The organism is Citrobacter sp. KTE151 (assembly GCF_000398845.1).
Lineage (GTDB): Bacteria > Pseudomonadota > Gammaproteobacteria > Enterobacterales > Enterobacteriaceae > Citrobacter > Citrobacter braakii.
In genome coordinates, this window is record NZ_KB976059.1 from 424,882 (window position 1) to 445,339 (window position 20,458).

Annotated in this window: 19 protein-coding genes and 1 other annotated feature; of the genes, 13 read left to right on the forward strand and 6 right to left on the reverse strand. The window is 53.7% G+C overall.

The annotated features are described in order from the left end of the window. Positions 1–69: 69 nt before the first annotated feature. A complete protein-coding gene (gene ettA, locus WC7_RS22230; protein WP_016151615.1) occupies positions 70–1,737 on the reverse strand; it encodes an energy-dependent translational throttle protein EttA in 1,668 nt (555 codons plus the stop codon). A 408-nt stretch (positions 1,738–2,145) separates the two neighbouring features. Between ettA and sltY the strand changes: the two genes are divergently transcribed. Together sltY and trpR are read left to right on the forward strand one after the other, a co-directional pair. Beyond that, entirely contained in the window at positions 2,146–4,083 is a 1,938-nt protein-coding gene (gene sltY / locus WC7_RS22225; protein ID WP_016151616.1) for a murein transglycosylase, read from the forward strand. A gap of 89 nt (positions 4,084–4,172) precedes the next feature. Continuing rightward, on the forward strand, positions 4,173–4,499 hold the full coding sequence (gene trpR / locus WC7_RS22220) for a trp operon repressor (RefSeq protein WP_019078321.1): 327 nt from the start codon (positions 4,173–4,175) through the stop codon (positions 4,497–4,499). Positions 4,500–4,575: 76 nt separating this feature from the next. Here the strand turns inward: trpR and yjjX are convergent, their stop codons facing one another. Further along, positions 4,576–5,091 (reverse strand): inosine/xanthosine triphosphatase, encoded by a 516-nt coding sequence (gene yjjX / locus WC7_RS22215; RefSeq protein WP_016151618.1) that lies wholly within the window; start codon positions 5,089–5,091, stop codon positions 4,576–4,578. 52 nt (positions 5,092–5,143) lie between these two features. Between yjjX and gpmB the strand changes: the two genes are divergently transcribed. Then, positions 5,144–5,791 (forward strand): 2,3-diphosphoglycerate-dependent phosphoglycerate mutase GpmB, encoded by a 648-nt coding sequence (gene gpmB, locus WC7_RS22210; protein ID WP_016151619.1) that lies wholly within the window; start codon positions 5,144–5,146, stop codon positions 5,789–5,791. Here the strand turns inward: gpmB and robA are convergent. Continuing rightward, the gene (robA, locus tag WC7_RS22205) at positions 5,788–6,657 is read right to left on the reverse strand and encodes an MDR efflux pump AcrAB transcriptional activator RobA (RefSeq protein ID WP_016151620.1); all 870 of its coding nucleotides are present in this window, start codon (positions 6,655–6,657) and stop codon (positions 5,788–5,790) included. The genes gpmB and robA overlap by 4 nt on opposite strands. A 211-nt stretch (positions 6,658–6,868) precedes the next feature. Here robA and creA point away from each other — a divergent pair, with 211 nt between their 5' ends. Genes creA through creD form a run of 4 tightly spaced genes read left to right on the forward strand, consistent with a single transcriptional unit; the run spans position 6,869 to position 10,893 of the window. Beyond that, positions 6,869–7,342 carry a protein CreA gene (gene creA, locus WC7_RS22200; RefSeq protein ID WP_016151621.1) on the forward strand — a complete coding sequence of 158 codons (474 nt, stop codon included), beginning with the start codon at positions 6,869–6,871 and terminating at the stop codon, positions 7,340–7,342. Between the two features lie 12 nt (positions 7,343–7,354). Then, a complete protein-coding gene (gene creB / locus WC7_RS22195; RefSeq protein WP_016151622.1) occupies positions 7,355–8,044 on the forward strand; it encodes a two-component system response regulator CreB in 690 nt (229 codons plus the stop codon). Beyond that, on the forward strand, positions 8,044–9,468 hold the full coding sequence (creC, locus tag WC7_RS22190) for a two-component system sensor histidine kinase CreC (protein ID WP_016151623.1): 1,425 nt from the start codon (positions 8,044–8,046) through the stop codon (positions 9,466–9,468). Before creB ends, creC begins: the two co-directional genes overlap by 1 nt. A 57-nt stretch (positions 9,469–9,525) precedes the next feature. Then, on the forward strand, positions 9,526–10,893 hold the full coding sequence (gene creD, locus WC7_RS22185; protein WP_016151624.1) for a cell envelope integrity protein CreD: 1,368 nt from the start codon (positions 9,526–9,528) through the stop codon (positions 10,891–10,893). 61 nt (positions 10,894–10,954) lie between these two features. Here the strand turns inward: creD and arcA are convergent, their stop codons facing one another. Then, entirely contained in the window at positions 10,955–11,671 is a 717-nt protein-coding gene (arcA, locus tag WC7_RS22180) for a two-component system response regulator ArcA (RefSeq protein ID WP_001194359.1), read from the reverse strand. Between the two features lie 95 nt (positions 11,672–11,766). On the opposite strand from arcA, the gene yjjY reads away from it, so the two are divergent. The 6 genes from yjjY (at position 11,767) to thrC (ending at position 18,033) form a co-directional block, all read left to right on the forward strand. Further along, positions 11,767–11,907 (forward strand): YjjY family protein, encoded by a 141-nt coding sequence (gene yjjY, locus WC7_RS26550; protein WP_042998021.1) that lies wholly within the window; start codon positions 11,767–11,769, stop codon positions 11,905–11,907. Between the two features lie 399 nt (positions 11,908–12,306). Further along, the gene (locus WC7_RS22175) at positions 12,307–12,993 is read left to right on the forward strand and encodes a tRNA/rRNA methyltransferase (RefSeq protein WP_016151625.1); all 687 of its coding nucleotides are present in this window, start codon (positions 12,307–12,309) and stop codon (positions 12,991–12,993) included. Positions 12,994–13,199: 206 nt separating this feature from the next. Then, positions 13,200–13,326, forward strand: a sequence feature (Thr leader region). Beyond that, positions 13,205–13,270 carry a thr operon leader peptide gene (gene thrL / locus WC7_RS25055; protein ID WP_032337689.1) on the forward strand — a complete coding sequence of 22 codons (66 nt, stop codon included), beginning with the start codon at positions 13,205–13,207 and terminating at the stop codon, positions 13,268–13,270. It overlaps the preceding feature by 66 nt. Before the next feature lie 23 nt (positions 13,327–13,349). Further along, positions 13,350–15,812 carry a bifunctional aspartate kinase/homoserine dehydrogenase I gene (gene thrA / locus WC7_RS22170; protein WP_016151626.1) on the forward strand — a complete coding sequence of 821 codons (2,463 nt, stop codon included), beginning with the start codon at positions 13,350–13,352 and terminating at the stop codon, positions 15,810–15,812. Between the two features lies 1 nt (position 15,813). Continuing rightward, entirely contained in the window at positions 15,814–16,743 is a 930-nt protein-coding gene (gene thrB / locus WC7_RS22165) for a homoserine kinase (protein WP_016151627.1), read from the forward strand. 3 nt (positions 16,744–16,746) lie between these two features. Next, positions 16,747–18,033 (forward strand): threonine synthase, encoded by a 1,287-nt coding sequence (thrC, locus tag WC7_RS22160; protein WP_016151628.1) that lies wholly within the window; start codon positions 16,747–16,749, stop codon positions 18,031–18,033. A gap of 84 nt (positions 18,034–18,117) precedes the next feature. Here the strand turns inward: thrC and yaaA are convergent, their stop codons facing one another. Both yaaA and WC7_RS22150 read right to left on the reverse strand, forming a co-directional pair. After that, a complete protein-coding gene (gene yaaA, locus WC7_RS22155) occupies positions 18,118–18,891 on the reverse strand; it encodes a peroxide stress protein YaaA (protein ID WP_016151629.1) in 774 nt (257 codons plus the stop codon). A 77-nt stretch (positions 18,892–18,968) separates the two neighbouring features. Further along, complete coding sequence (locus WC7_RS22150; protein ID WP_016151630.1) at positions 18,969–20,399, reverse strand: alanine/glycine:cation symporter family protein; 1,431 nt, start codon at positions 20,397–20,399, stop codon at positions 18,969–18,971. Between the last annotated feature and the right edge of the window lie 59 nt (positions 20,400–20,458).

A 20,458-nucleotide genomic window follows, 5' to 3' on the forward strand; every position in this document is an offset into this window, starting at 1 on the left:
GGCCTACAAGTCGCACTAACCTCGTAGGCCGGATGAGGCGTAACGCCGCCATCCGGCGCTTAACGGTAATTACTTCGAAATACGCTTGTACTTAATACGCTTCGGCTCCAGCGCATCTGCGCCCAGCGTGCGTTTCTTGTACTCTTCGTATTCGGTAAAGTTACCTTCGAAGAACTCAACCTTACCTTCATCCTGGTAATCCAGGATGTGGGTCGCGATACGGTCGAGGAACCAACGGTCGTGCGAGATGACCATCGCGCAGCCCGGGAACTCCAGCAGGGCGTTTTCCAGCGCGCGCAGGGTTTCGATATCCAGGTCGTTGGTTGGTTCATCAAGCAGCAGCATGTTGCCGCCAACCTGCAGCAGCTTCGCCAGGTGCAGACGACCGCGCTCACCGCCGGAGAGTTCGCCTACGCGTTTACCCTGATCAACACCTTTAAAGTTGAAGCGGCCTACGTAGGCGCGGCTTGGCATCTCGGTGTTGCCGATCTTCATGATATCCAGCCCGCCGGAAACTTCTTCCCACACGGTTTTGCTGTTGTCCATGGCGTCACGGAACTGGTCAACGGAAGCCAGCTTGACGGTTTCACCTAGTGTGATGGTGCCGCTGTCTGGCTTTTCCTGACCGGACATCATACGGAACAGGGTAGATTTACCCGCGCCGTTCGGACCGATGATGCCGACGATGGCGCCTTTCGGTACGGAGAAGCTCAGGTCGTCAATCAGAACGCGATCGCCGTAGGATTTACGCAGATTGGTGACTTCAACGACTTTATCACCCAGACGTGCTCCTGGTGGGATAAACAGTTCGTTGGTTTCGTTACGCTTCTGGTATTCGGTGTTGTTCAGCTCTTCAAAGCGTGCCAGACGGGCTTTACCCTTAGACTGACGGCCTTTAGCGCCCTGACGCACCCACTCCAGCTCTTTCTCAATGGATTTACGGCGAGCCGCTTCCTGAGACGCTTCCTGCGCCAGACGCTGATCTTTCTGCTCCAGCCAGGAGGAGTAGTTGCCTTCCCATGGAATACCTTCGCCGCGGTCAAGCTCCAGAATCCAGCCCGCAACGTTGTCTAGGAAGTAACGGTCGTGGGTAATCGCCACCACGGTGCCTTCGAAGTCGTGCAGGAAGCGTTCCAGCCACGCAACGGATTCGGCGTCCAGGTGGTTAGTCGGCTCGTCGAGCAGCAGCATGTCTGGTTTTTCCAGCAGCAGGCGGCACAGCGCGACGCGGCGGCGTTCACCACCGGAGAGGTTCTCAATTTTAGCGTCCCAGTCCGGCAGACGCAGGGCGTCAGCGGCACGCTCAAGCTGCACGTTCAGGTTATGACCGTCGTGTGCCTGAATGATCTCTTCAAACTTGCCCTGTTGCGCAGCGAGTTTATCGAAGTCGGCGTCCGGCTCGGCGTACTTTGCGTACACTTCATCCAGACCTTTCAGCGCGTTAACCACTTCGGCAACCGCTTCTTCCACGGATTCACGAACGGTATGTTCCGGGTTCAGTTTCGGTTCCTGCGGCAGGTAACCGATTTTAATGCCAGGCTGTGGGCGAGCTTCACCTTCGATATCGGTATCAATGCCGGCCATGATGCGCAGCAGGGTCGATTTACCCGCGCCGTTCAGACCAAGAACACCGATTTTGGCGCCAGGGAAGAAGCTCAGTGAGATGTTTTTAAGAATATGACGTTTCGGCGGAACGACTTTGCCGACACGATGCATGGTATAAACAAATTGGGCCACGTTGGACTCGCCTCTTTATTTATCCCGTCATACTTCAAGTCGCAGATGCGTTGGCTGTGAGTTACTCGGCTCATCCATGAGCCTCGCCCTTGCGGGCCGCTGCTCCGCAGCGTTCAAATCTGTTCCTGACAGATTTGTCGTTCCCCCCAGTCACGCACTTTGTACGCTCAGGGGATTTACTCCCTCGCCGCCTTGCTGCAACTTGAATTATTTAGGGCTAATTATTGGTAAATAGTTATCAAGGGCGAAGTGTAGCCTTTTTCATTGCCCAATCCCAGCCAGCAGATCTCACTCGCAACAAAAGTAAAAAAGTGTCCGTGACGTGGCGCATTCTGCAATGTCTGGTTAGCATGAACTAATTAAGCGGCATGATGCTGCACAGACGTAACATGAGAAGAGGAAGAGCTTGTGGACAAAGCCAATCAATTTACCTGGCGCCTGCTGGCGGCCAGCGTATGTCTGCTGACGGTCAGTCAAGTGGCGCGAGCCGATTCCCTGGATGAGCAGCGCAGTCGCTATGCGCAAATTAAACAGGCCTGGGATAACCGACAGATGGATATCGTAGAGCAGATGATGCCCGGCCTGAAGAATTATCCTCTGTATCCTTATCTGGAATATCGTCAGATTACTGACGATCTGATGAATCAGCCCACCATTACCGTTACCAATTTTGTGCGCGCCAACCCGACGCTGCCCCCCGCGCGTACTCTGCAATCACGTTTCGTGAATGAACTGGCGCGACGGGAGGACTGGCGTGGACTACTGGCGTTCAGCCCAGAAAAACCGGGTACCACGGAAGCGCAATGCAACTATTACTTTGCGAAATGGAGCACCGGGCAAACCGAAGAGGCCTGGCAGGGCGCGAAAGAACTGTGGTTGAGTGGGAAAAGCCAGCCGAACGCCTGTGACAAATTATTCGGCGTATGGCGCGCCTCAGGAACTCAGGATCCGCTGGCGTATCTGGAGCGTATTCGTCTGGCGATGAAAGCCGGGAATACCGGTCTGGTCACGGCGTTGGCTGGACAAATGCCCGCGCAATACCAAACTATCGCTTCGGCGATCATCGCGCTGGCCAACGATCCGAATTCGGTGATGACCTTTGCACGCACCACTGGCGCGACGGATTTCACCCGACAGATGGCGGCGGTGGCTTTTTCCAGCGTGGCGCGTCAGGATGCGGAAAATGCCCGCCTGATGATCCCGTCTCTGGCGCAGGCGCAACAGCTGAATGACGAGCAAACCCAGGAGCTGCGCGACATCGTCGCCTGGCGTCTGATGGGCAATGACGTTACCGATGAGCAGGCCAAATGGCGCGATGACGCCATTATGCGCTCGAATTCCACCTCGCTTGTGGAGCGCCGTGTGCGCATGGCGCTGGGAACCGGCGATCGTCGTGGTCTGAATACCTGGCTGGCGCGTCTGCCAATGGAAGCAAAAGAGAAAGATGAGTGGCGTTACTGGCAGGCGGATCTGCTGCTTGAGCGCGGGCGTGAGGCGGAAGCCAAAGAGATTCTGCATCAGCTCATGCAGCAGCGCGGTTTCTATCCGATGGTGGCGGCACAGCGTCTGGGTGAAGAGTACGAGCTGAAAGTGGATAAAGCCCCGGCAAACGTTGACTCTGCGCTGACTCAGGGACCGGAAATGGCACGTGTGCGCGAGCTAATGTACTGGAACCTGGACAATACCGCGCGCAGTGAATGGGCGAATCTGGTCACCAGTCGCACGAAGTCTGAGCAGGCTCAGCTGGCGCGTTATGCGTTCAACAATCACTGGTGGGATCTGAGCGTACAAGCGACGATCGCCGGTAAGCTGTGGGATCATCTGGAAGAGCGTTTCCCACTGGCCTACAAGGATCTGTTTACACGCTACACCAGCGGCAAGGATATTCCGCCAAGCTATGCGATGGCGATAGCGCGTCAGGAAAGCGCCTGGAACCCGAAAGTGAAATCGCCGGTTGGTGCCAGCGGGCTGATGCAGATTATGCCGGGTACGGCGACGCATACGGTGAAAATGTTCTCGATTCCAGGTTACAGCAGCCCGAGCCAACTACTGGATCCTGATACCAACATCAACATTGGTACCAGCTATTTACAGTATGTCTATCAGCAATTCGGCAATAACCGCATTTTTGCGTCGGCGGCCTATAACGCTGGACCGGGGCGCGTTCGCACCTGGCTTGGCAATAGCGCGGGTCGTATCGATGCTGTCGCGTTTGTCGAAAGCATTCCATTCTCTGAGACGCGTGGCTACGTGAAGAACGTGCTGGCTTATGATGCGTACTATCGCTATTTCCTCGGTGACAAACCGGAGTTGATGAGCGACGCAGAATGGCAACGTCGTTACTGATCGTGTCGGTTGTGTTATGCTATCGTACTCGTTAAAGAGTACAAAAGGGGGAGGCAAGCACGCTTCCCCCGCAACGATGGCGATAACTTATGACTCAGCAATCACCCTATTCGGCAGAGATGGCAGAACAGCGTCACCAGGAGTGGTTACGTTTTGTCGATCTGCTTAAACACGCCTATGAACAAGACTTACACCTGCCCCTGCTCAATTTGATGTTAACGCCGGATGAGCGCGAAGCGCTGGGCACGCGCGTGCGTATCATTGAAGAGCTGCTGCGCGGCGAGATGAGTCAGCGCGAGCTTAAAAACGAGCTCGGGGCGGGGATCGCCACCATTACACGGGGGTCGAACAGCCTCAAATCCGCACCGGTGGATCTGCGTCATTGGCTGGAGCAGGTGCTGCTAAAAAATGCCTGATGGCACTTCGCTTATCAGGCCTAAGGATGTGGCGCGGTTGTGGCCGGATAAGGCGAAGCCGCCATCCGGCACAATGCTATAAATACACTGCGTTATGAAATGGGCTGAGCGCCAGAATCACCGCCTGGTGGTATACGCTTGAGCGCGTCAGCTTGCCCGCGGTAAAGACGCCGATTGCGCCCTCTTTGCGGCCAATCTCATCAATACCCGTGTAGTCCGACATCACCGGACCGAGCGCTTCGCCTTGACGGACTCTGTCGAGAATGACAGCTGGCAATGGCAGCGTGGCTGAACGGGCTTCGCCGCGCTGGACGCCATTATCAATCACCACCCAACTGAAGGTCGCATCGTCGTCAATTCCCGCTTCAATAGCGACCCAGAAATCAGCCTGCGGGTGCAGACGGCGCGCATTATCAACGCGATTTCGTGCGCCAGTGCGCGTTTCCTGGTTTCCGAAAGGTTGTTCCGGCACGCCACTCTCGACGGCGACGGGTTCAATATGGCAGGATCCTTCCCCGAAAATCTCTTCAAATGCCCGCAGAATTGCCTGAATTTTGGCAGGATTGGTGGTCGCAGAGATAACCTTGTGCATAATTAAGCTCAGTTTGAAAATTCATCGCATCGCAGTATAACGGAAAAAAAGCATGTTACAGGTATACCTTGTTCGCCATGGCGAAACGCAGTGGAACGCCGAGCGACGTATTCAAGGCCAGTCAGACAGCCCACTGACCGCTAAAGGTGAACAGCAAGCCATGCAGGTGGGCGAACGCGCCCGCACGTTTGGTATTACGCATGTCATCAGCAGCGATTTAGGTCGTACACGACGCACCGCAGAAATCATCGCCCAGGCCTGTGGCTGTGATATCACCTATGACTCACGTTTGCGCGAGCTGAATATGGGCGTGCTGGAGCAACGCCATATCGATACGCTGACGTCGGAAGAAGAGGGCTGGCGTCGCCAGTTGGTGAACGGTACGGTGGAGGGGCGTATTCCTGAAGGGGAATCGATGCAGGAACTGAGCGATCGCGTCCACGCGGCGCTGGCATCCTGTCTGGAGTTGCCGCCAGGGAGTCGTCCGCTGCTGGTCAGTCACGGTATTGCACTGGGTTGTCTGGTGAGTACGATTCTGGGGTTACCGGCATGGGCTGAACGTCGCCTGCGTCTGCGCAACTGTTCTATTTCTCGCGTCGATTACCAGGAAAGTTTGTGGCTTGCGCCGGGATGGGTAGTTGAAACGGCAGGGGACATCTCACATCTGGACGCCCCTGCGTTAGACGAACTGCAGCGCTAGCGGCGAATCGGAATCAGGAATTCGCAGCGCAGGTTGATCGGGCGATCTCCCGCTTTGGCATCTTCTGCCGGGTAGTATCGCTCGATATCCTGCCCTTTACGGCGCGTCAGGTTCAGCATTGGCATGCATGTGCCGTAAACCGTCAGGATAAACTCCTGTACACCGGTCCCCAGCCCTTCATAGGTAAACATCACATACTCGCCGCCCTGTAGCAGGATAGGCTGTGCCGACGGCACATAACCATTGGCCTGTTCCGGCGTCAGTGCTGTGGTGTAAAACACTTCCTGCTCATCATCTTTTTCGAGGCTCGGACGCGTTTCGTTCAGCCCGTACAGCACTGGTGGGATCGCAGGAGCCTGGCTAAGGAAGTCGCGCCAGAACTGAATTCGCATTTCATGACGGAAATCTGAAATCTGCTCCAGCGAGCAGGAATAGCTTTGCGTGGTGCCAAGCAGTTGCGTATCTTCCAGCGTGACAAACTCGTGCGCAGGCATGGCAAATTCACCCAGTCGCATAGGCGGGCGAATACCAAACGCGCTCCATTCCGGCGAACGGCGATACAGCGCAGGCGTCTGGGAAAACTGTTTCTTGAACGCGCGGGTAAAGGTTTGTTGAGAGTCAAAGCGATATTGCAGCGCAATATCCAGAATTGGGCGTGCAGTCAGGCGCAGCGCCACTGCGGATTTCGATAAACGACGGGCGCGGATATAGGCGCCAATAGCATGGCCCGTCACGTCCTTAAACATTCTCTGCAGGTGCCACTTGGAATAGCCTGCTTTTGCCGCCACATTGTCAAGCGACAAAGGCTGATCCAGATGACCTTCCAGCCAGATTAATAGGTCGCGAATAATGCCAGCCTGATCCATAAAATATCCTCATCCTTTCAACAACGAGTACCTGACGTCAGGTATGAGGATAATAGCATTTTTTGCTGTTTTAGCATTCAGTGTTTTTTTTGCTCATAAATGCTTTTTTCGATCATTCGAAAGCGTGATTATTGTAATCCTGTGATCTGTATACGTTTTATCTTAGAATGTCGAATAATTACACAGAGTAACTTTTAAAAATGGTAACAATATGAAATATAAGAGCTTAATCATTTCCTCAATTCTGCTGATGTTAGCGCAGGTCGCCCATGCGGAGCAGATTGGATCTGTCGATACAGTGTTCAAAATGTTTGGGCCGGATCATAAAATTGTGGTCGAAGCGTTTGACGATCCTGATGTTACCAACGTGACCTGCTACGTGAGCCGGGCGAAGACCGGCGGCATCAAAGGTGGGCTGGGGCTGGCGGAAGATACCTCCGATGCCGCCATTTCCTGTCAGCAGGTGGGGCCGGTAGAACTGAGCGACAGAATCAAGAACGGCAAAGCGCAGGGCGAAGTGGTATTTAAAAAACGTACCTCGCTGGTGTTTAAATCCTTACAGGTCGTGCGTTTTTACGACGCGAAACGTAATGCACTGGCCTATCTGGCCTATTCAGATAAAGTGGTCGATGGATCGCCCAAAAATGCCATCAGCGCGGTGCCCATCATGCCGTGGCGGGAATAACAAGGAAGCAAAATGCAACAACCGTTGATCTGGTTGGTTGAGGATGAGCAGGGCATTGCCGATACGCTCATCTACATGCTGCAGCAGGAAGGTTTTAGCGTGGAAGCGTTTGAGCGCGGGTTACCTGCGCTGGAGAAATCTCGCCAGCGTTGTCCTGATGCAATCATTCTGGATGTCGGACTACCGGATATCAGCGGTTTTGAACTGTGTCGACGCCTGCTGGAGCGGCATCCAGCGTTGCCGATCCTGTTTCTGACCGCGCGTAGCGATGAGGTGGATCGCCTGCTGGGGCTGGAAATTGGCGCGGATGACTATGTTGCCAAGCCTTTCTCACCGCGCGAGGTGTGCGCCCGCGTGCGTACGCTGCTGCGGCGGGTGCAGAAATTCTCTGCTCCTTCATCGACGACGCGTTGCGGCGATTTTGAACTTAATGAGCTGGCCGCGCAGATTACCTGGTTCGGCAAGCCGTTAAACCTGACGCGCTATGAATTTCTGTTGCTGAAAACGTTGCTGTTGTCGCCGGGGCGCATTTACTCACGCCAGCAGTTGATGGATTTAGTCTGGGCCGATGCACAGGACACCTTTGACAGAACGGTCGATACTCACATCAAAACGCTGCGCGCCAAGTTGAGGGCTATCAACCCTGAGCTTTCCCCCATCAATACGCATCGCGGTATGGGATATAGCCTGAGGAGCGTCTGATGCGCATTGGCATGCGTTTGTTGCTCGGCTATTTTCTGATTGTTGCCGTCGCCGCCTGGTTCGTTTTGTCGATCTTTGTGCAGGAAATTAAACCAGGCGTCCGCCGGGCGACCGAAGGCACTTTGATTGATACCGCCACGCTGCTGGCCGCGCTGGCGCGCGATGACTTGCTCTCTGACTCTCCCGCCAACGGCAAGCTGGCGCAGGCATTTTCGCAACTGCATAACCGCCCATTCAGCGCCAATATCAGCGGCATTAACAAAGTCCGTAATGAATACCATGTCTACATGACGGACGCGCAGGGTAAAGTGTTGTTTGATTCCGCAAACCAGGCTGTCGGTCAGGACTATTCTCGCTGGAACGACGTGTGGTTAACCCTGCGTGGGCAATATGGCGCCCGCAGTACGCCGCAAAACCCGAACGATCCGGAAAGTTCAGTGATGTACGTGGCCGCGCCGATCGTAGACGGCGGACGTATTATCGGAGTGCTTAGCGTCGGTAAACCGAACGCGGCGATGGCGCCGGTGATTAAACGCAGTGAACGGCGGATGCTGTGGGCCAGCGCCGTATTGCTGGGCATTGCCTTAGTGATTGGCATCGGGATGGTATGGTGGATAAACCGCTCCATCGCCCGGCTGGCGCGCTATGCCGACTCCGTTACCGAGAATCGCCCCGTCCCACTGCCTGATTTAGGCAGCAGCGAGCTACGTAAACTGGCGCAGGCGCTGGAAAGTATGCGACTGAAGCTGGAGGGCAAAAACTACATTGAGCAGTATGTTTATGCGTTAACGCATGAACTGAAAAGTCCGCTGGCGGCCATTCGCGGCGCGGCTGAAATTTTGCGCGAAGGTCCGCCGCCGAACGTGGTTGCGCGCTTTACCGATAATATTCTGACGCAAAATGCGCGCATGCAGGCGCTGGTCGAAACCCTGTTACGCCAGGCGCGACTGGAGAATCGACAGGACATTACGTTGACGCCAGTGGCGGTAGATGCGCTGTTTGCTCAGCTCAAAGAGGCGCGTAGCGTGCAACTGGCGGCAAAAAACATCACGCTTACCATTATGCTTTCATCGCTTAGCGTTGCCGCCGATCCTGCGTTACTGGAGCAGGCATTGGGGAATTTGCTCGACAACGCTATCGACTTCACGCCACAGGACGGGACGATTACGCTGAGCGCGCATCAGCAGGATGAACTGGTCACGTTGCAGATAATCGACAGCGGCAGCGGGATCCCCGACTTCGCGTTGCCGCGTATTTTTGAGCGTTTCTATTCGCTGCCCCGTGAAAATGGGCATAAGAGCAGCGGTTTAGGGCTGGCGTTTGTCAGTGAGGTTGCGCGACTGCACGAGGGGACGGTGACATTGTGCAACCGACCACAAGGCGGCGCACAGGCCTCGTTTACGCTTCACGGTCACTTCACATAACTTCAAATTCTCCGCACATAGCTGTTCTACCTTGCTGATATTGCAAAGGAGAACGCTATGTTTAAATCACCCCTGTTTTGGAAAATAGTCACCTTAGGTGGCGCAATACTGCTGCTGTTAATTCCGCTGACGATGGTCAGGCAGATCATCGTGGAGCGATCGGATTACCGCGATGAAGTCGAAGATGCTATCCGACAGAGCACCAGCGGGCCGCAAAAGATGGTAGGACCGCTGATAGCCATTCCGGTAACGGAACTTTACACCTCACTGGAGGATGGCAAAGAAATCCAGCGTAAGCGTAGCTATATCCATTTCTGGCTGCCGGAATCGTTGGTAGTTGAGGGGAATCAGAACGTTGAAGCGCGTAAAATCGGTATTTATGAGGGCCAGGTCTGGCACAATGATGTTTCGGTGAAGGCTGAGTTTAACGCCGAACGCTTGAGTGATTTAAATCATCCTAATATCAGCATCGGCAAACCGTTTATTGTGGTTGGCGTGGGGGACGCGCGCGGGATTGGCGTGGTAAAAGCGCCGCAGGTCAATGGAACGTCGCTGGCCGTTGAGCCTGGGACGGGGCTGGATGGACGTGCGCAGGGGATCCACATTCCGCTACCCGATGCGAGCTGGGCTGAGAAAAATCTGAGCATGGCGTTGTCGCTTAATTTGAGCGGAACCGGCGATTTCTCCGTCGTTCCGGTTGGACGTAACAGTGAAATGACCTTAACCAGCAACTGGCCGCATCCCAACTTTCTTGGGGACTTTCTCCCGGCTAAGCGCGAAATTAGCGAATCAGGATTCAAGGCTCAGTGGCAAAGCAGCTGGTTTGCGAACAACCTCGGCGAGCGCTTTAACGACGAAAAGATTGGTTGGCTGGGCATGCCAGCGTTTAGCGTCGCCGTCGCCACGCCAGCAGATCAGTACCAGTTAACGGACAGGGCAACAAAGTATGCCATCCTGCTGATTGTGCTGACCTTTATGTCTTTCTTCGTACTTGAAAGTATGACCAATCTGCGCCTGCACCCGATGCAGTATCTGTTGGTGGGGCTATCGCTGGTAATGTTTTATCTGCTGCTGCTGGCACTGTCGGAACACATCGGTTTTACGGCGGCATGGATGACGGCAAGTCTGGTGGGGGCGTTGATGAACGGTGTGTATCTGCAGGCGATATTGCAGGGCTGGCGGAGCAGTATTTTGTTCACCGTGGCGCTGCTGGGGCTGGATGGCGTGATGTGGGTGCTGCTACGTTCACAGGATAGCTCTTTACTGCTGGGAACCAGCGTGCTGTTGTTCGCGCTGTGTGGGGTCATGTTCCTGACGCGTCATCTTGACTGGCACTCGCTGGCACAGCCAAAACCAAAGCTAAAATCTACAGAACTTCCAGAGCTTCAGCCTGCGCAGAGCGACGAATTTCGCTTGTGGAAATAGGGCAGTAGGGGAAATGAAAAACGGCGCATAAAGCGCCGTTTTTATACCAGTGAGGATTGAATTAATCCTGCAGGTCGCCGCAGAAACGGTAGCCTTCACCGTGAATGGTGGCGATGATTTCTGGCGTATCCGGCGTTGATTCGAAATGCTTACGAATGCGGCGGATCGTCACGTCAACGGTACGGTCATGCGGCTTCAGTTCGCGACCGGTCATTTTTTTCAACAGTTCTGCGCGAGACTGGATTTTGCCCGGATTCTCACAGAAGTGAAGCATGGCGCGGAATTCGCTGCGTGGCAGTTTATACTGCTCACCGTCAGGACCAATCAGAGAGCGGCTGTTGATGTCCAGCTCCCAGCCATTGAACTTGTAGCTTTCGACGCTACGGCGTTCTTCGCTGACAGTACCCAGGTTCATGGTACGGGACAGCAGGTTACGAGCACGGATAGTCAGTTCGCGCGGGTTAAACGGCTTGGTGATGTAATCGTCTGCGCCGATTTCGAGGCCGAGAATTTTATCGACTTCGTTATCACGGCCCGTCAGGAACATCAGCGCAACGTTAGCTTGTTCGCGAAGTTCACGCGCTAACAGCAGGCCATTTTTCCCAGGCAGATTGATATCCATAATCACAAGGTTGATATCATATTCAGAGAGAATCTGATGCATTTCCGCGCCATCTGTCGCTTCGAATACATCATAGCCTTCTGCTTCGAAAATGCTTTTCAACGTGTTGCGTGTTACTAACTCGTCTTCAACGATAAGAATGTGCGGGGTCTGCATGTTTGCTACCTAAATTGCCAACTAAATCGAAACAGGAAGTACAAAAGTCCCTGACCTGCCTGATGCATGCCGTAAATTAACATGATCGGCGTAACATGACTAAAGTACGTAATTGCGTTCTTGATGCACTTTCCATCAACGTCAACAACATCATTAGCTTGGTCGTGGGTAGTTTCCCTCTGGACCCGACAGTGTCAAAAACGGCTGTCATCCTAACCATTTTAACAGCAACATAACAGGCTAAGACATGCCGGACACCCAATAAAACTACGCTTCGTTGACATATATCAAGTTCAATTGTAGCACGTTAACAGTTTGATGAAATCAACGTATCCAAATGTTTGCTTTCATCACAAAATTGCAATATTACAACTAGTTGCACGAGCAAATTAATAAATGTAATGAATCCAACCGGTGCGATCCATTTTAAATTAAATTATCATGGATAAACAGAGGGATATGCAACTTTTGTTAACATAAAAAGCAATAGTACACCCGGGAAATAGTTTAGCATTTTTTAATGGATGCGAAATGCTTTTTCAGTGATTTCTGTTAAAAATATGTAAATTCGCACTGCGTAATATGTTGAAGCACGTCACATTATTCCTTGCAGACTGGCCAAAAAGAGTATCGAAATGCGTTTAACAATTATTCTGGTTGCCCCCGCCAGAGCGGAAAATATTGGTGCGGCTGCCCGCGCTATGAAGACCATGGGGTTCACCCAATTACGCATCGTTGACAGCGAAGCCCACCTGGAACCCGCCACGCGATGGGTCGCGCATGGTTCTGGCGATATTATTGATAATATTAGCGTTTTTTCAACGTTGGCGGAGGCGCTGTACGACGTAGATTTTACCGTCGCGACCACTGCGCGTAGTCGGGCGAAGTTCCATTACTACGCTACGCCGGTCGAACTGGTTCCTTTGCTGCAGGAAAAATCAACGTGGATGGATCACGCCGCGCTGGTTTTTGGTCGTGAAGATTCAGGGCTGACCAACGAAGAATTGGCTCTGGCGGATGTACTCACCGGTGTACCTATGGTGGCTGACTATCCTTCACTCAATTTGGGGCAGGCGGTGATGGTGTATTGCTATCAATTAGCAGGTTTAATACAACAACCCGTCAAAAACATTGAGGTGACGGATGAGCTTCAGCTACAGGCATTGCGCGCGCGCGTTTTGCGTTTATTAGCCACGCTGAACGTTTCTGACGACATCAAGTTGACGGACTGGCTGCAACAGCGAATGGGTCTGTTAGGACAGCGAGATACGGCAATGTTGCACCGTTTTTTACATGATATAGAAAAAAGCATCACGAAATAAAGTATCGAACTGTTTTTACTGTGTGGTGTTTTATTCTGGATTCAAGTAGGGGTGACATACTGTATTGGTCGAAACTAAAAGGGCAAGCAGTCGCTCGTGAACAAGTTTCGGAATGTGACCAATTTAAAAATTTATTGACTTAGGTCAGCAGATACTTTAACCCTAAAAGAATACAGGACAGATAATAAATAATTACAGAGCACACAACATCATGAAACGCATCAGCATCACCATTACCACAACCATCACCATTACCACAGGTAACGGTGCGGGCTGACGCGTACAGGAAACACAAGAAAAAGCCCGCACCTAAACAGTGCGGGCTTTTTTTTCGACCAAAGGCAATGAGGTAAACCATGCGAGTGTTGAAGTTCGGCGGTACATCAGTGGCAAATGCAGAGCGCTTTCTGCGGGTTGCCGATATTCTGGAAAGCAATGCCAGACAGGGGCAGGTCGCGACCGTTCTCTCTGCCCCCGCAAAAATTACCAACCATCTGGTGGCGATGATTGAGAAGACCATCGGTGGTCAGGATGCTTTAGCCAATATCAGCGACGCCGAACGCATTTTCTCTGAGCTGTTGGTGGGTCTTGCCGCCGCGCAACCGGGTTTCCCGCAGGCTCCGCTCAAAGCCTTTGTTGAACAAGAGTTTGCACAGATTAAGCACGTCCTGCACGGTATCAGCCTGCTGGGTCAGTGCCCGGACAGCATCAATGCTGCGCTTATTTGCCGTGGTGAAAAAATGTCGATCGCCATCATGGCTGGCCTGCTGGAAGCGCGCGGGCACAACGTGACGGTCATCGACCCGGTAGAGAAATTGCTGGCGGTAGGCCATTACCTCGAATCTACCGTTGATATTGCCGAATCTACGCGCCGCATTGCCGCCAGCCGTATTCCTGCGGACCATATGGTTCTGATGGCAGGATTTACCGCCGGGAATGAGAAAGGAGAGTTAGTGGTGCTGGGGCGTAATGGCTCTGACTACTCTGCCGCCGTACTGGCCGCCTGTTTGCGCGCCGATTGTTGTGAGATCTGGACCGATGTCGATGGCGTATATACCTGCGATCCGCGCCAGGTACCCGACGCCCGACTGCTGAAGTCGATGTCTTATCAGGAAGCGATGGAGCTTTCTTACTTCGGCGCTAAAGTGCTGCACCCGCGCACCATTACCCCTATTGCCCAGTTCCAGATCCCGTGCCTAATTAAAAATACCGGCAATCCACAAGCGCCCGGCACGCTCATCGGTGCCAGCAGTGATGATGACGATTTGCCGGTAAAAGGGATTTCTAACCTCAATAACATGGCGATGTTTAGCGTCTCCGGCCCTGGGATGAAAGGCATGGTGGGGATGGCGGCGCGTGTTTTTGCCGTGATGTCGCGCGCGGGCATCTCGGTGGTGCTGATCACCCAATCCTCTTCTGAATACAGCATCAGCTTCTGCGTCCCGCAGGGCGACTGTGCGCGTGCGCAACGCGCCATGCAGGATGAATTCTATCTCGAACTGAAAGAAGGCTTGCTGGAGCCGCTGGCGGTGACTGAGCGTCTGGCGATCATCTCGGTCGTTGGCGATGGTATGCGCACGTTGCGTGGCATCTCGGCGAAATTTTTTGCCGCGCTGGCTCGCGCGAACATTAATATCGTGGCAATCGCCCAGGGCTCGTCTGAGCGTTCCATTTCGGTAGTGGTGAATAACGACGACGCGACCACTGGCGTGCGTGTGACCCATCAGATGCTGTTCAACACCGACCAGGTGATTGAAGTATTTGTCATTGGCGTTGGCGGCGTGGGTGGTGCGCTGCTGGAGCAGCTTAAACGTCAGCAAACCTGGCTTAAAAAGAAGCATATCGATCTGCGCGTGTGCGGTGTGGCGAACTCGAAGGCCCTGCTGACCAACGTCCATGGTCTGAATCTGGAAAACTGGCAGTCGGAGCTGGAAAGCGCGAAAGAGCCTTTCAACCTGGGGCGCTTAATTCGTCTGGTGAAAGAATATCATCTGCTCAACCCGGTGATTGTCGACTGTACGTCAAGTCAGGCGGTCGCGGATCAGTATGCGGATTTCCTGCGCGAAGGCTTCCATGTGGTTACGCCGAATAAAAAGGCCAACACGTCGTCGATGGATTACTACCATCAGCTGCGTTTTGCTGCGGCGAAGTCTCGTCGTAAATTCCTGTACGACACCAACGTAGGCGCGGGCTTGCCGGTAATTGAGAACTTGCAAAATCTGCTCAGCGCGGGCGATGAACTGCAACGTTTCTCCGGCATTCTTTCTGGTTCGCTGTCGTTTATTTTCGGCAAGCTGGATGAAGGCATGAGCTTCTCTGAGGCCACCACCATGGCGCGTGAACTGGGCTATACCGAACCCGATCCGCGTGACGATCTATCCGGTACGGACGTGGCGCGTAAGCTGCTGATCCTGGCCCGTGAAACCGGTCGTGAGCTGGAGCTTTCTGACATTGTCATTGAGCCGGTCCTGCCAAAAGAGTTTGATGATTCCGGTGATGTTTCCGCGTTTATGGCGAAATTGTCGCAGCTGGATGACGCCTTTGCCGCGCGTGTGGAGAAAGCCCGTGATGAGGGGAAAGTATTACGCTATGTTGGCAATATTGAAGAGGATGGCGTCTGTCGCGTGAAAATAGAAGCAGTAGACGGCAACGATCCGCTGTTCAAAGTGAAAAACGGTGAAAACGCGTTGGCGTTTTACAGCCACTATTATCAGCCGCTACCGTTGGTTCTGCGCGGATACGGCGCGGGTAACGACGTGACGGCGGCGGGCGTATTTGCCGACCTCCTACGCACCCTTTCATGGAAGTTAGGAGTCTGACATGGTGAGAGTTTATGCCCCGGCTTCCAGCGCCAATATGAGCGTCGGGTTTGATGTGCTCGGAGCAGCGGTAACCCCGGTGGACGGTTCGCTGTTAGGCGATGTGGTATCCGTTGAGGCGGCTGACGATTTCAGCCTCAACAACCTCGGTCGCTTTGCCAATAAGCTGCCGCCTGAGCCGCGAGAAAATATTGTCTACCAGTGCTGGGAGCGATTCTGTCAGGAGCTGGGTAAAAGCGTTCCGGTGGCGATGACGCTGGAAAAAAATATGCCGATTGGCTCCGGGTTAGGCTCCAGCGCGTGTTCCGTTGTGGCGGCGCTGGTCGCCATGAACGAGCATTGCGGTAAACCGCTCAACGATACGCGCCTGTTGGCGATAATGGGTGAGCTGGAAGGGCGTATCTCCGGCAGTATTCATTACGATAACGTCGCTCCGTGCTTTTTGGGCGGTATGCAGTTAATGATCGAAGAAAACGGCATTATCAGCCAGCAGGTGCCAGGCTTTGATGAGTGGCTGTGGGTCCTCGCGTATCCGGGGATTAAAGTGTCGACGGCAGAAGCGCGGGCGATTTTACCTGCGCAGTATCGCCGCCAGGACTGTATCGCCCACGGGCGGCATCTGGCTGGGTTTATCCATGCCTGCTATTCCCGTCAGCCAGGGCTTGCCGCGAAGCTGATGAAAGATGTCATTGCTGAGCCATACCGTACCCGCCTGCTGCCAGGCTTTAGCCAGGCGCGTCAGGCGGTAGCGGAAATCGGGGCGCTGGCCAGCGGCATCTCCGGTTCGGGGCCGACGCTGTTCGCTTTGTGCGACAAGCCGGATACGGCGCAGCGTGTAGCAGACTGGCTGGGTAAAAATTATCTGCAAAATCAGGAAGGCTTTGTTCATATTTGCCGGTTGGACACGGCGGGCGCACGGGTACTGGGATAATCAATGAAACTGTATAATCTGAAAGATCATAACGAACAGGTCAGCTTTGCACAGGCCGTCACGCAAGGGCTTGGCAAGAATCAGGGATTGTTTTTTCCGCACGATTTGCCGGAATTCAATCTGTCAGAAGTCGATGAGATGTTGAACCAGGATTTCGTTAGCCGCAGCGCGAAGATCCTTTCCGCATTTATCGGTGATGAAATCCCACAGGAGATTCTGGAACAGCGCGTGCGCGCGGCGTTTGCCTTCCCGGCACCGGTTGCTCAGGTTGCCGCGGATATCGGCTGTCTGGAGCTGTTCCACGGCCCAACGCTTGCATTTAAAGACTTTGGCGGGCGCTTTATGGCGCAGATGCTGACGCATATCAGCGGCGACAAACCGGTCACCATTCTGACGGCGACCTCTGGAGACACTGGTGCGGCAGTCGCACATGCCTTTTATGGCCTGAAAAATGTGCGCGTGGTGATCCTTTATCCGAACGGCAAGATTAGCCCATTACAGGAAAAACTGTTCTGTACACTGGGTGGCAATATTGAAACCGTGGCGATTGATGGCGATTTTGATGCCTGTCAGGCGCTGGTGAAACAGGCGTTTGATGACGAAGAGCTGAAGGTAGCTTTGGGGCTGAATTCGGCTAACTCAATCAACATCAGCCGTCTGCTGGCTCAAATCTGTTACTACTTTGAGGCCGTGGCTCAACTGCCGCAAGAGGCGCGTAATCAACTGGTTATTTCCGTTCCCAGCGGCAACTTTGGCGATCTGACTGCCGGGCTGCTGGCAAAATCACTGGGCTTGCCGGTGAAGCGTTTTATCGCGGCGACCAACGTCAACGATACGGTTCCACGCTTTCTTGCACAAGGTGAGTGGGTGCCGAAAGCGACACAGGCGACGTTGTCGAATGCGATGGATGTCAGCCAGCCAAATAACTGGCCGCGGGTGGAAGAACTGTTCCGCCGTAAAATCTGGCGTCTGAATGAGCTGGGTTATGCCGCTGTTGACGATGCCACTACTCAGGACACGATGCGTGAGCTGCATGAGATGGGGTACACCTCAGAACCGCATGCGGCGGTGGCTTACCGTGCGCTGCGTGACCAACTGAACCCTGGCGAGTACGGCCTGTTCCTCGGTACTGCGCATCCGGCCAAGTTTAAAGAAAGCGTTGAAGAGATTCTTGACCTGACGCTGGCTCTGCCAAAAGCGCTGGCGGAACGCGCGGACCTGCCGCTACTTTCTCATCACCTGCCTGCTGATTTTGCTGAACTGCGCAAGCTGATGATGACCCGCGGTTAACGGTTGTGCCCGCTGGCGCTTTGCTTAGCGGGCCTACAAAAGCTGTCGGCCGGATCGGGCGTTCGCCGCCATCCGGCCTTTTTACTACTGCTCCTGGCGCTTAAACACCAGTTCGCCATTTCCTGACGCGTCTTCATCAAAGAAATAGCCTTCGCTGTTAAAGGCGGTCAGCTGTTCTGGCTGCGTTAAGCGGTTCTCAATAATGTAGCGACTCATCAGGCCGCGCGCTTTTTTGGCATAGAAGCTGATGACTTTGAACTTGCCGTTCTTCTCGTCGAGGAAGACCGGTTTGATAAGCTCCGCATTGAGCTTTTTCGGCTTCACGGATTTAAAATACTCATCCGAGGCGAGGTTAATCACTACGCTGTCGCCTTGCGCTTCCAGCGCTTCGTTAAGTTTATCGGTGATGGTATCTCCCCAGAACTGGTAGAGATCTTTACCTTTCGCATTGGCCAGACGAATACCCATCTCCAGACGGTAAGGCTGCATCAAATCCAGCGGACGCAAAACGCCGTACAGCCCGGACAACATCCGTAAGTGTTGCTGAGCGAAGTCGAAATCCGCTTCGCTGAAGGTTTCAGCCTGTAGTCCGGTATACACGTCGCCTTTAAACGCCAGAATGGCCTGGCGCGCGTTTTCCGGCGTGAAATCAGGCTGCCAGTCATGGAAACGCGTGGCGTTCAGATCCGCCAGCTTGTCGCTAATTCCCATCAGCTTGCCAATTTGCGGAGCAGAGAGTTGGCGCGCCACGTGAATAAGCTGCTGAGAGTGATCCAGCAGTTCGGGCAATGTATGACGTGTCGTTGCCAGCGGACTTTGGTAGTCGAGCGTTTTTGCAGGTGAAATCAGAATCAGCATATCCAGTCCTTGCAGGAAATTTACTGCGACTTTAGCAAAAAAAACGACAGAATTGATCGATGGTTGCGATTGACGCGCTAGCCGCGCGGCGTCTCATCCCAGCTTTCGGGCGCAAGTTGTTGTCTGATATCAGGATAACGGCGCGGATCGAATTCTGGGCGCACCCCGAGTTTGCGTTGGCGTAGATAGTCGCAGGCGATAGTCTGCACAACCGGTGAAAGCAGCAGAATCGCCGTCAGGTTAGTGATGGCCATACACGCCATAATGATGTCCGCCAACTGCCAGACCAGCGGAACGCTGACTAACGTTCCGCCGATAACGGTGCTAACGGTGGCGATCCGTAATAGCCAGATGACGCGGATATTGTCCAGCTTCAGGAAAACGAGGTTATTTTCCGCATAGATGTAGTTGGCTACGATAGAGCTAAAGGCAAACAGAATCACAATTAACGCCACGAATCCGGCACCCCATTCTCCCGTCACTGAAACCATCGCTTTCTGAAGTAACTGGATGCCTTCCATCGGTACATAGCTGGCGTCATTACCCGCCAACAGAACAATCATCGCGCTGGCCGTACAGAGAATCAGCGTATCAACTAATACTCCGATCATTTGCACAATGCCTTGTGCCGCAGGATGCGGAGGCCAGGATGCTGCTGACGCGGCCGCGTTCGGAGTTGATCCCATTCCGGCCTCATTAGAAAACATACCGCGTTGAAAGCCGCTGGCAATGGCCTGGCTTAGTGTATACCCGGCGGCACCGGCTGCGGCTTCCTGCCAGCCAAAGGCACTTTTTATAATGGTCATGATAATGCCGGGGAGCTGCCCGAAATGCCACAGACAGATGACGATGCTGCAACCGACCCACAACAGCGCCATCATCGGAACGAACCATTGCATCAGGCGGGCAACGCCTTTAATGCCGCCAACGATTGCCAATAATGACACTATTGCCAGTGCGATACCGGTGAAGAGGGGAGGGATATCAAAAGCAAAGGTCAGCGCATGAGAGACCGAATTAGCCTGAACGCTGTTAAAAATCAGACCATAAGCAATGAGTAAAAAGATGGCAAAAAGAACGCCCATCCAGCGCATGCCCAGCCCACGCTCCATATACCACGCAGGACCGCCGCGAAACTGTCCCTTGCTGTCGCGCTCTTTATACAGTTGGGCAAGAGAGCTCTCGGCAAATGACGTCGCCATACCAATGATCGCCGAGACCCACATCCAGAACACGGCTCCCGCGCCGCCAGCGGCAATCGCCAACGCCACGCCCGCCAGATTCCCGCTACCGATACGTGCGGCAAGACTGGTGCATAAAGCCTGAAAGGAAGTTAAACCGCCCGGCTGCGGGCTGATGCTGTTTTTAAGACTTTTGCCAAACTGGCGAATATAGCGAAACTGAATAAACCCTGTACGCCAGGTGAACCAACATCCTGCGCCAAGCAGGAGGTAGATCATCACCGATCCCCAGAGTATTTCATTAATAAATGAGAAAAAATCAGGCATTAACATCCCTCTTGTTGATGCCGGTAAGCGCGAAGATTCCCATGTAAGCGCTACCAATA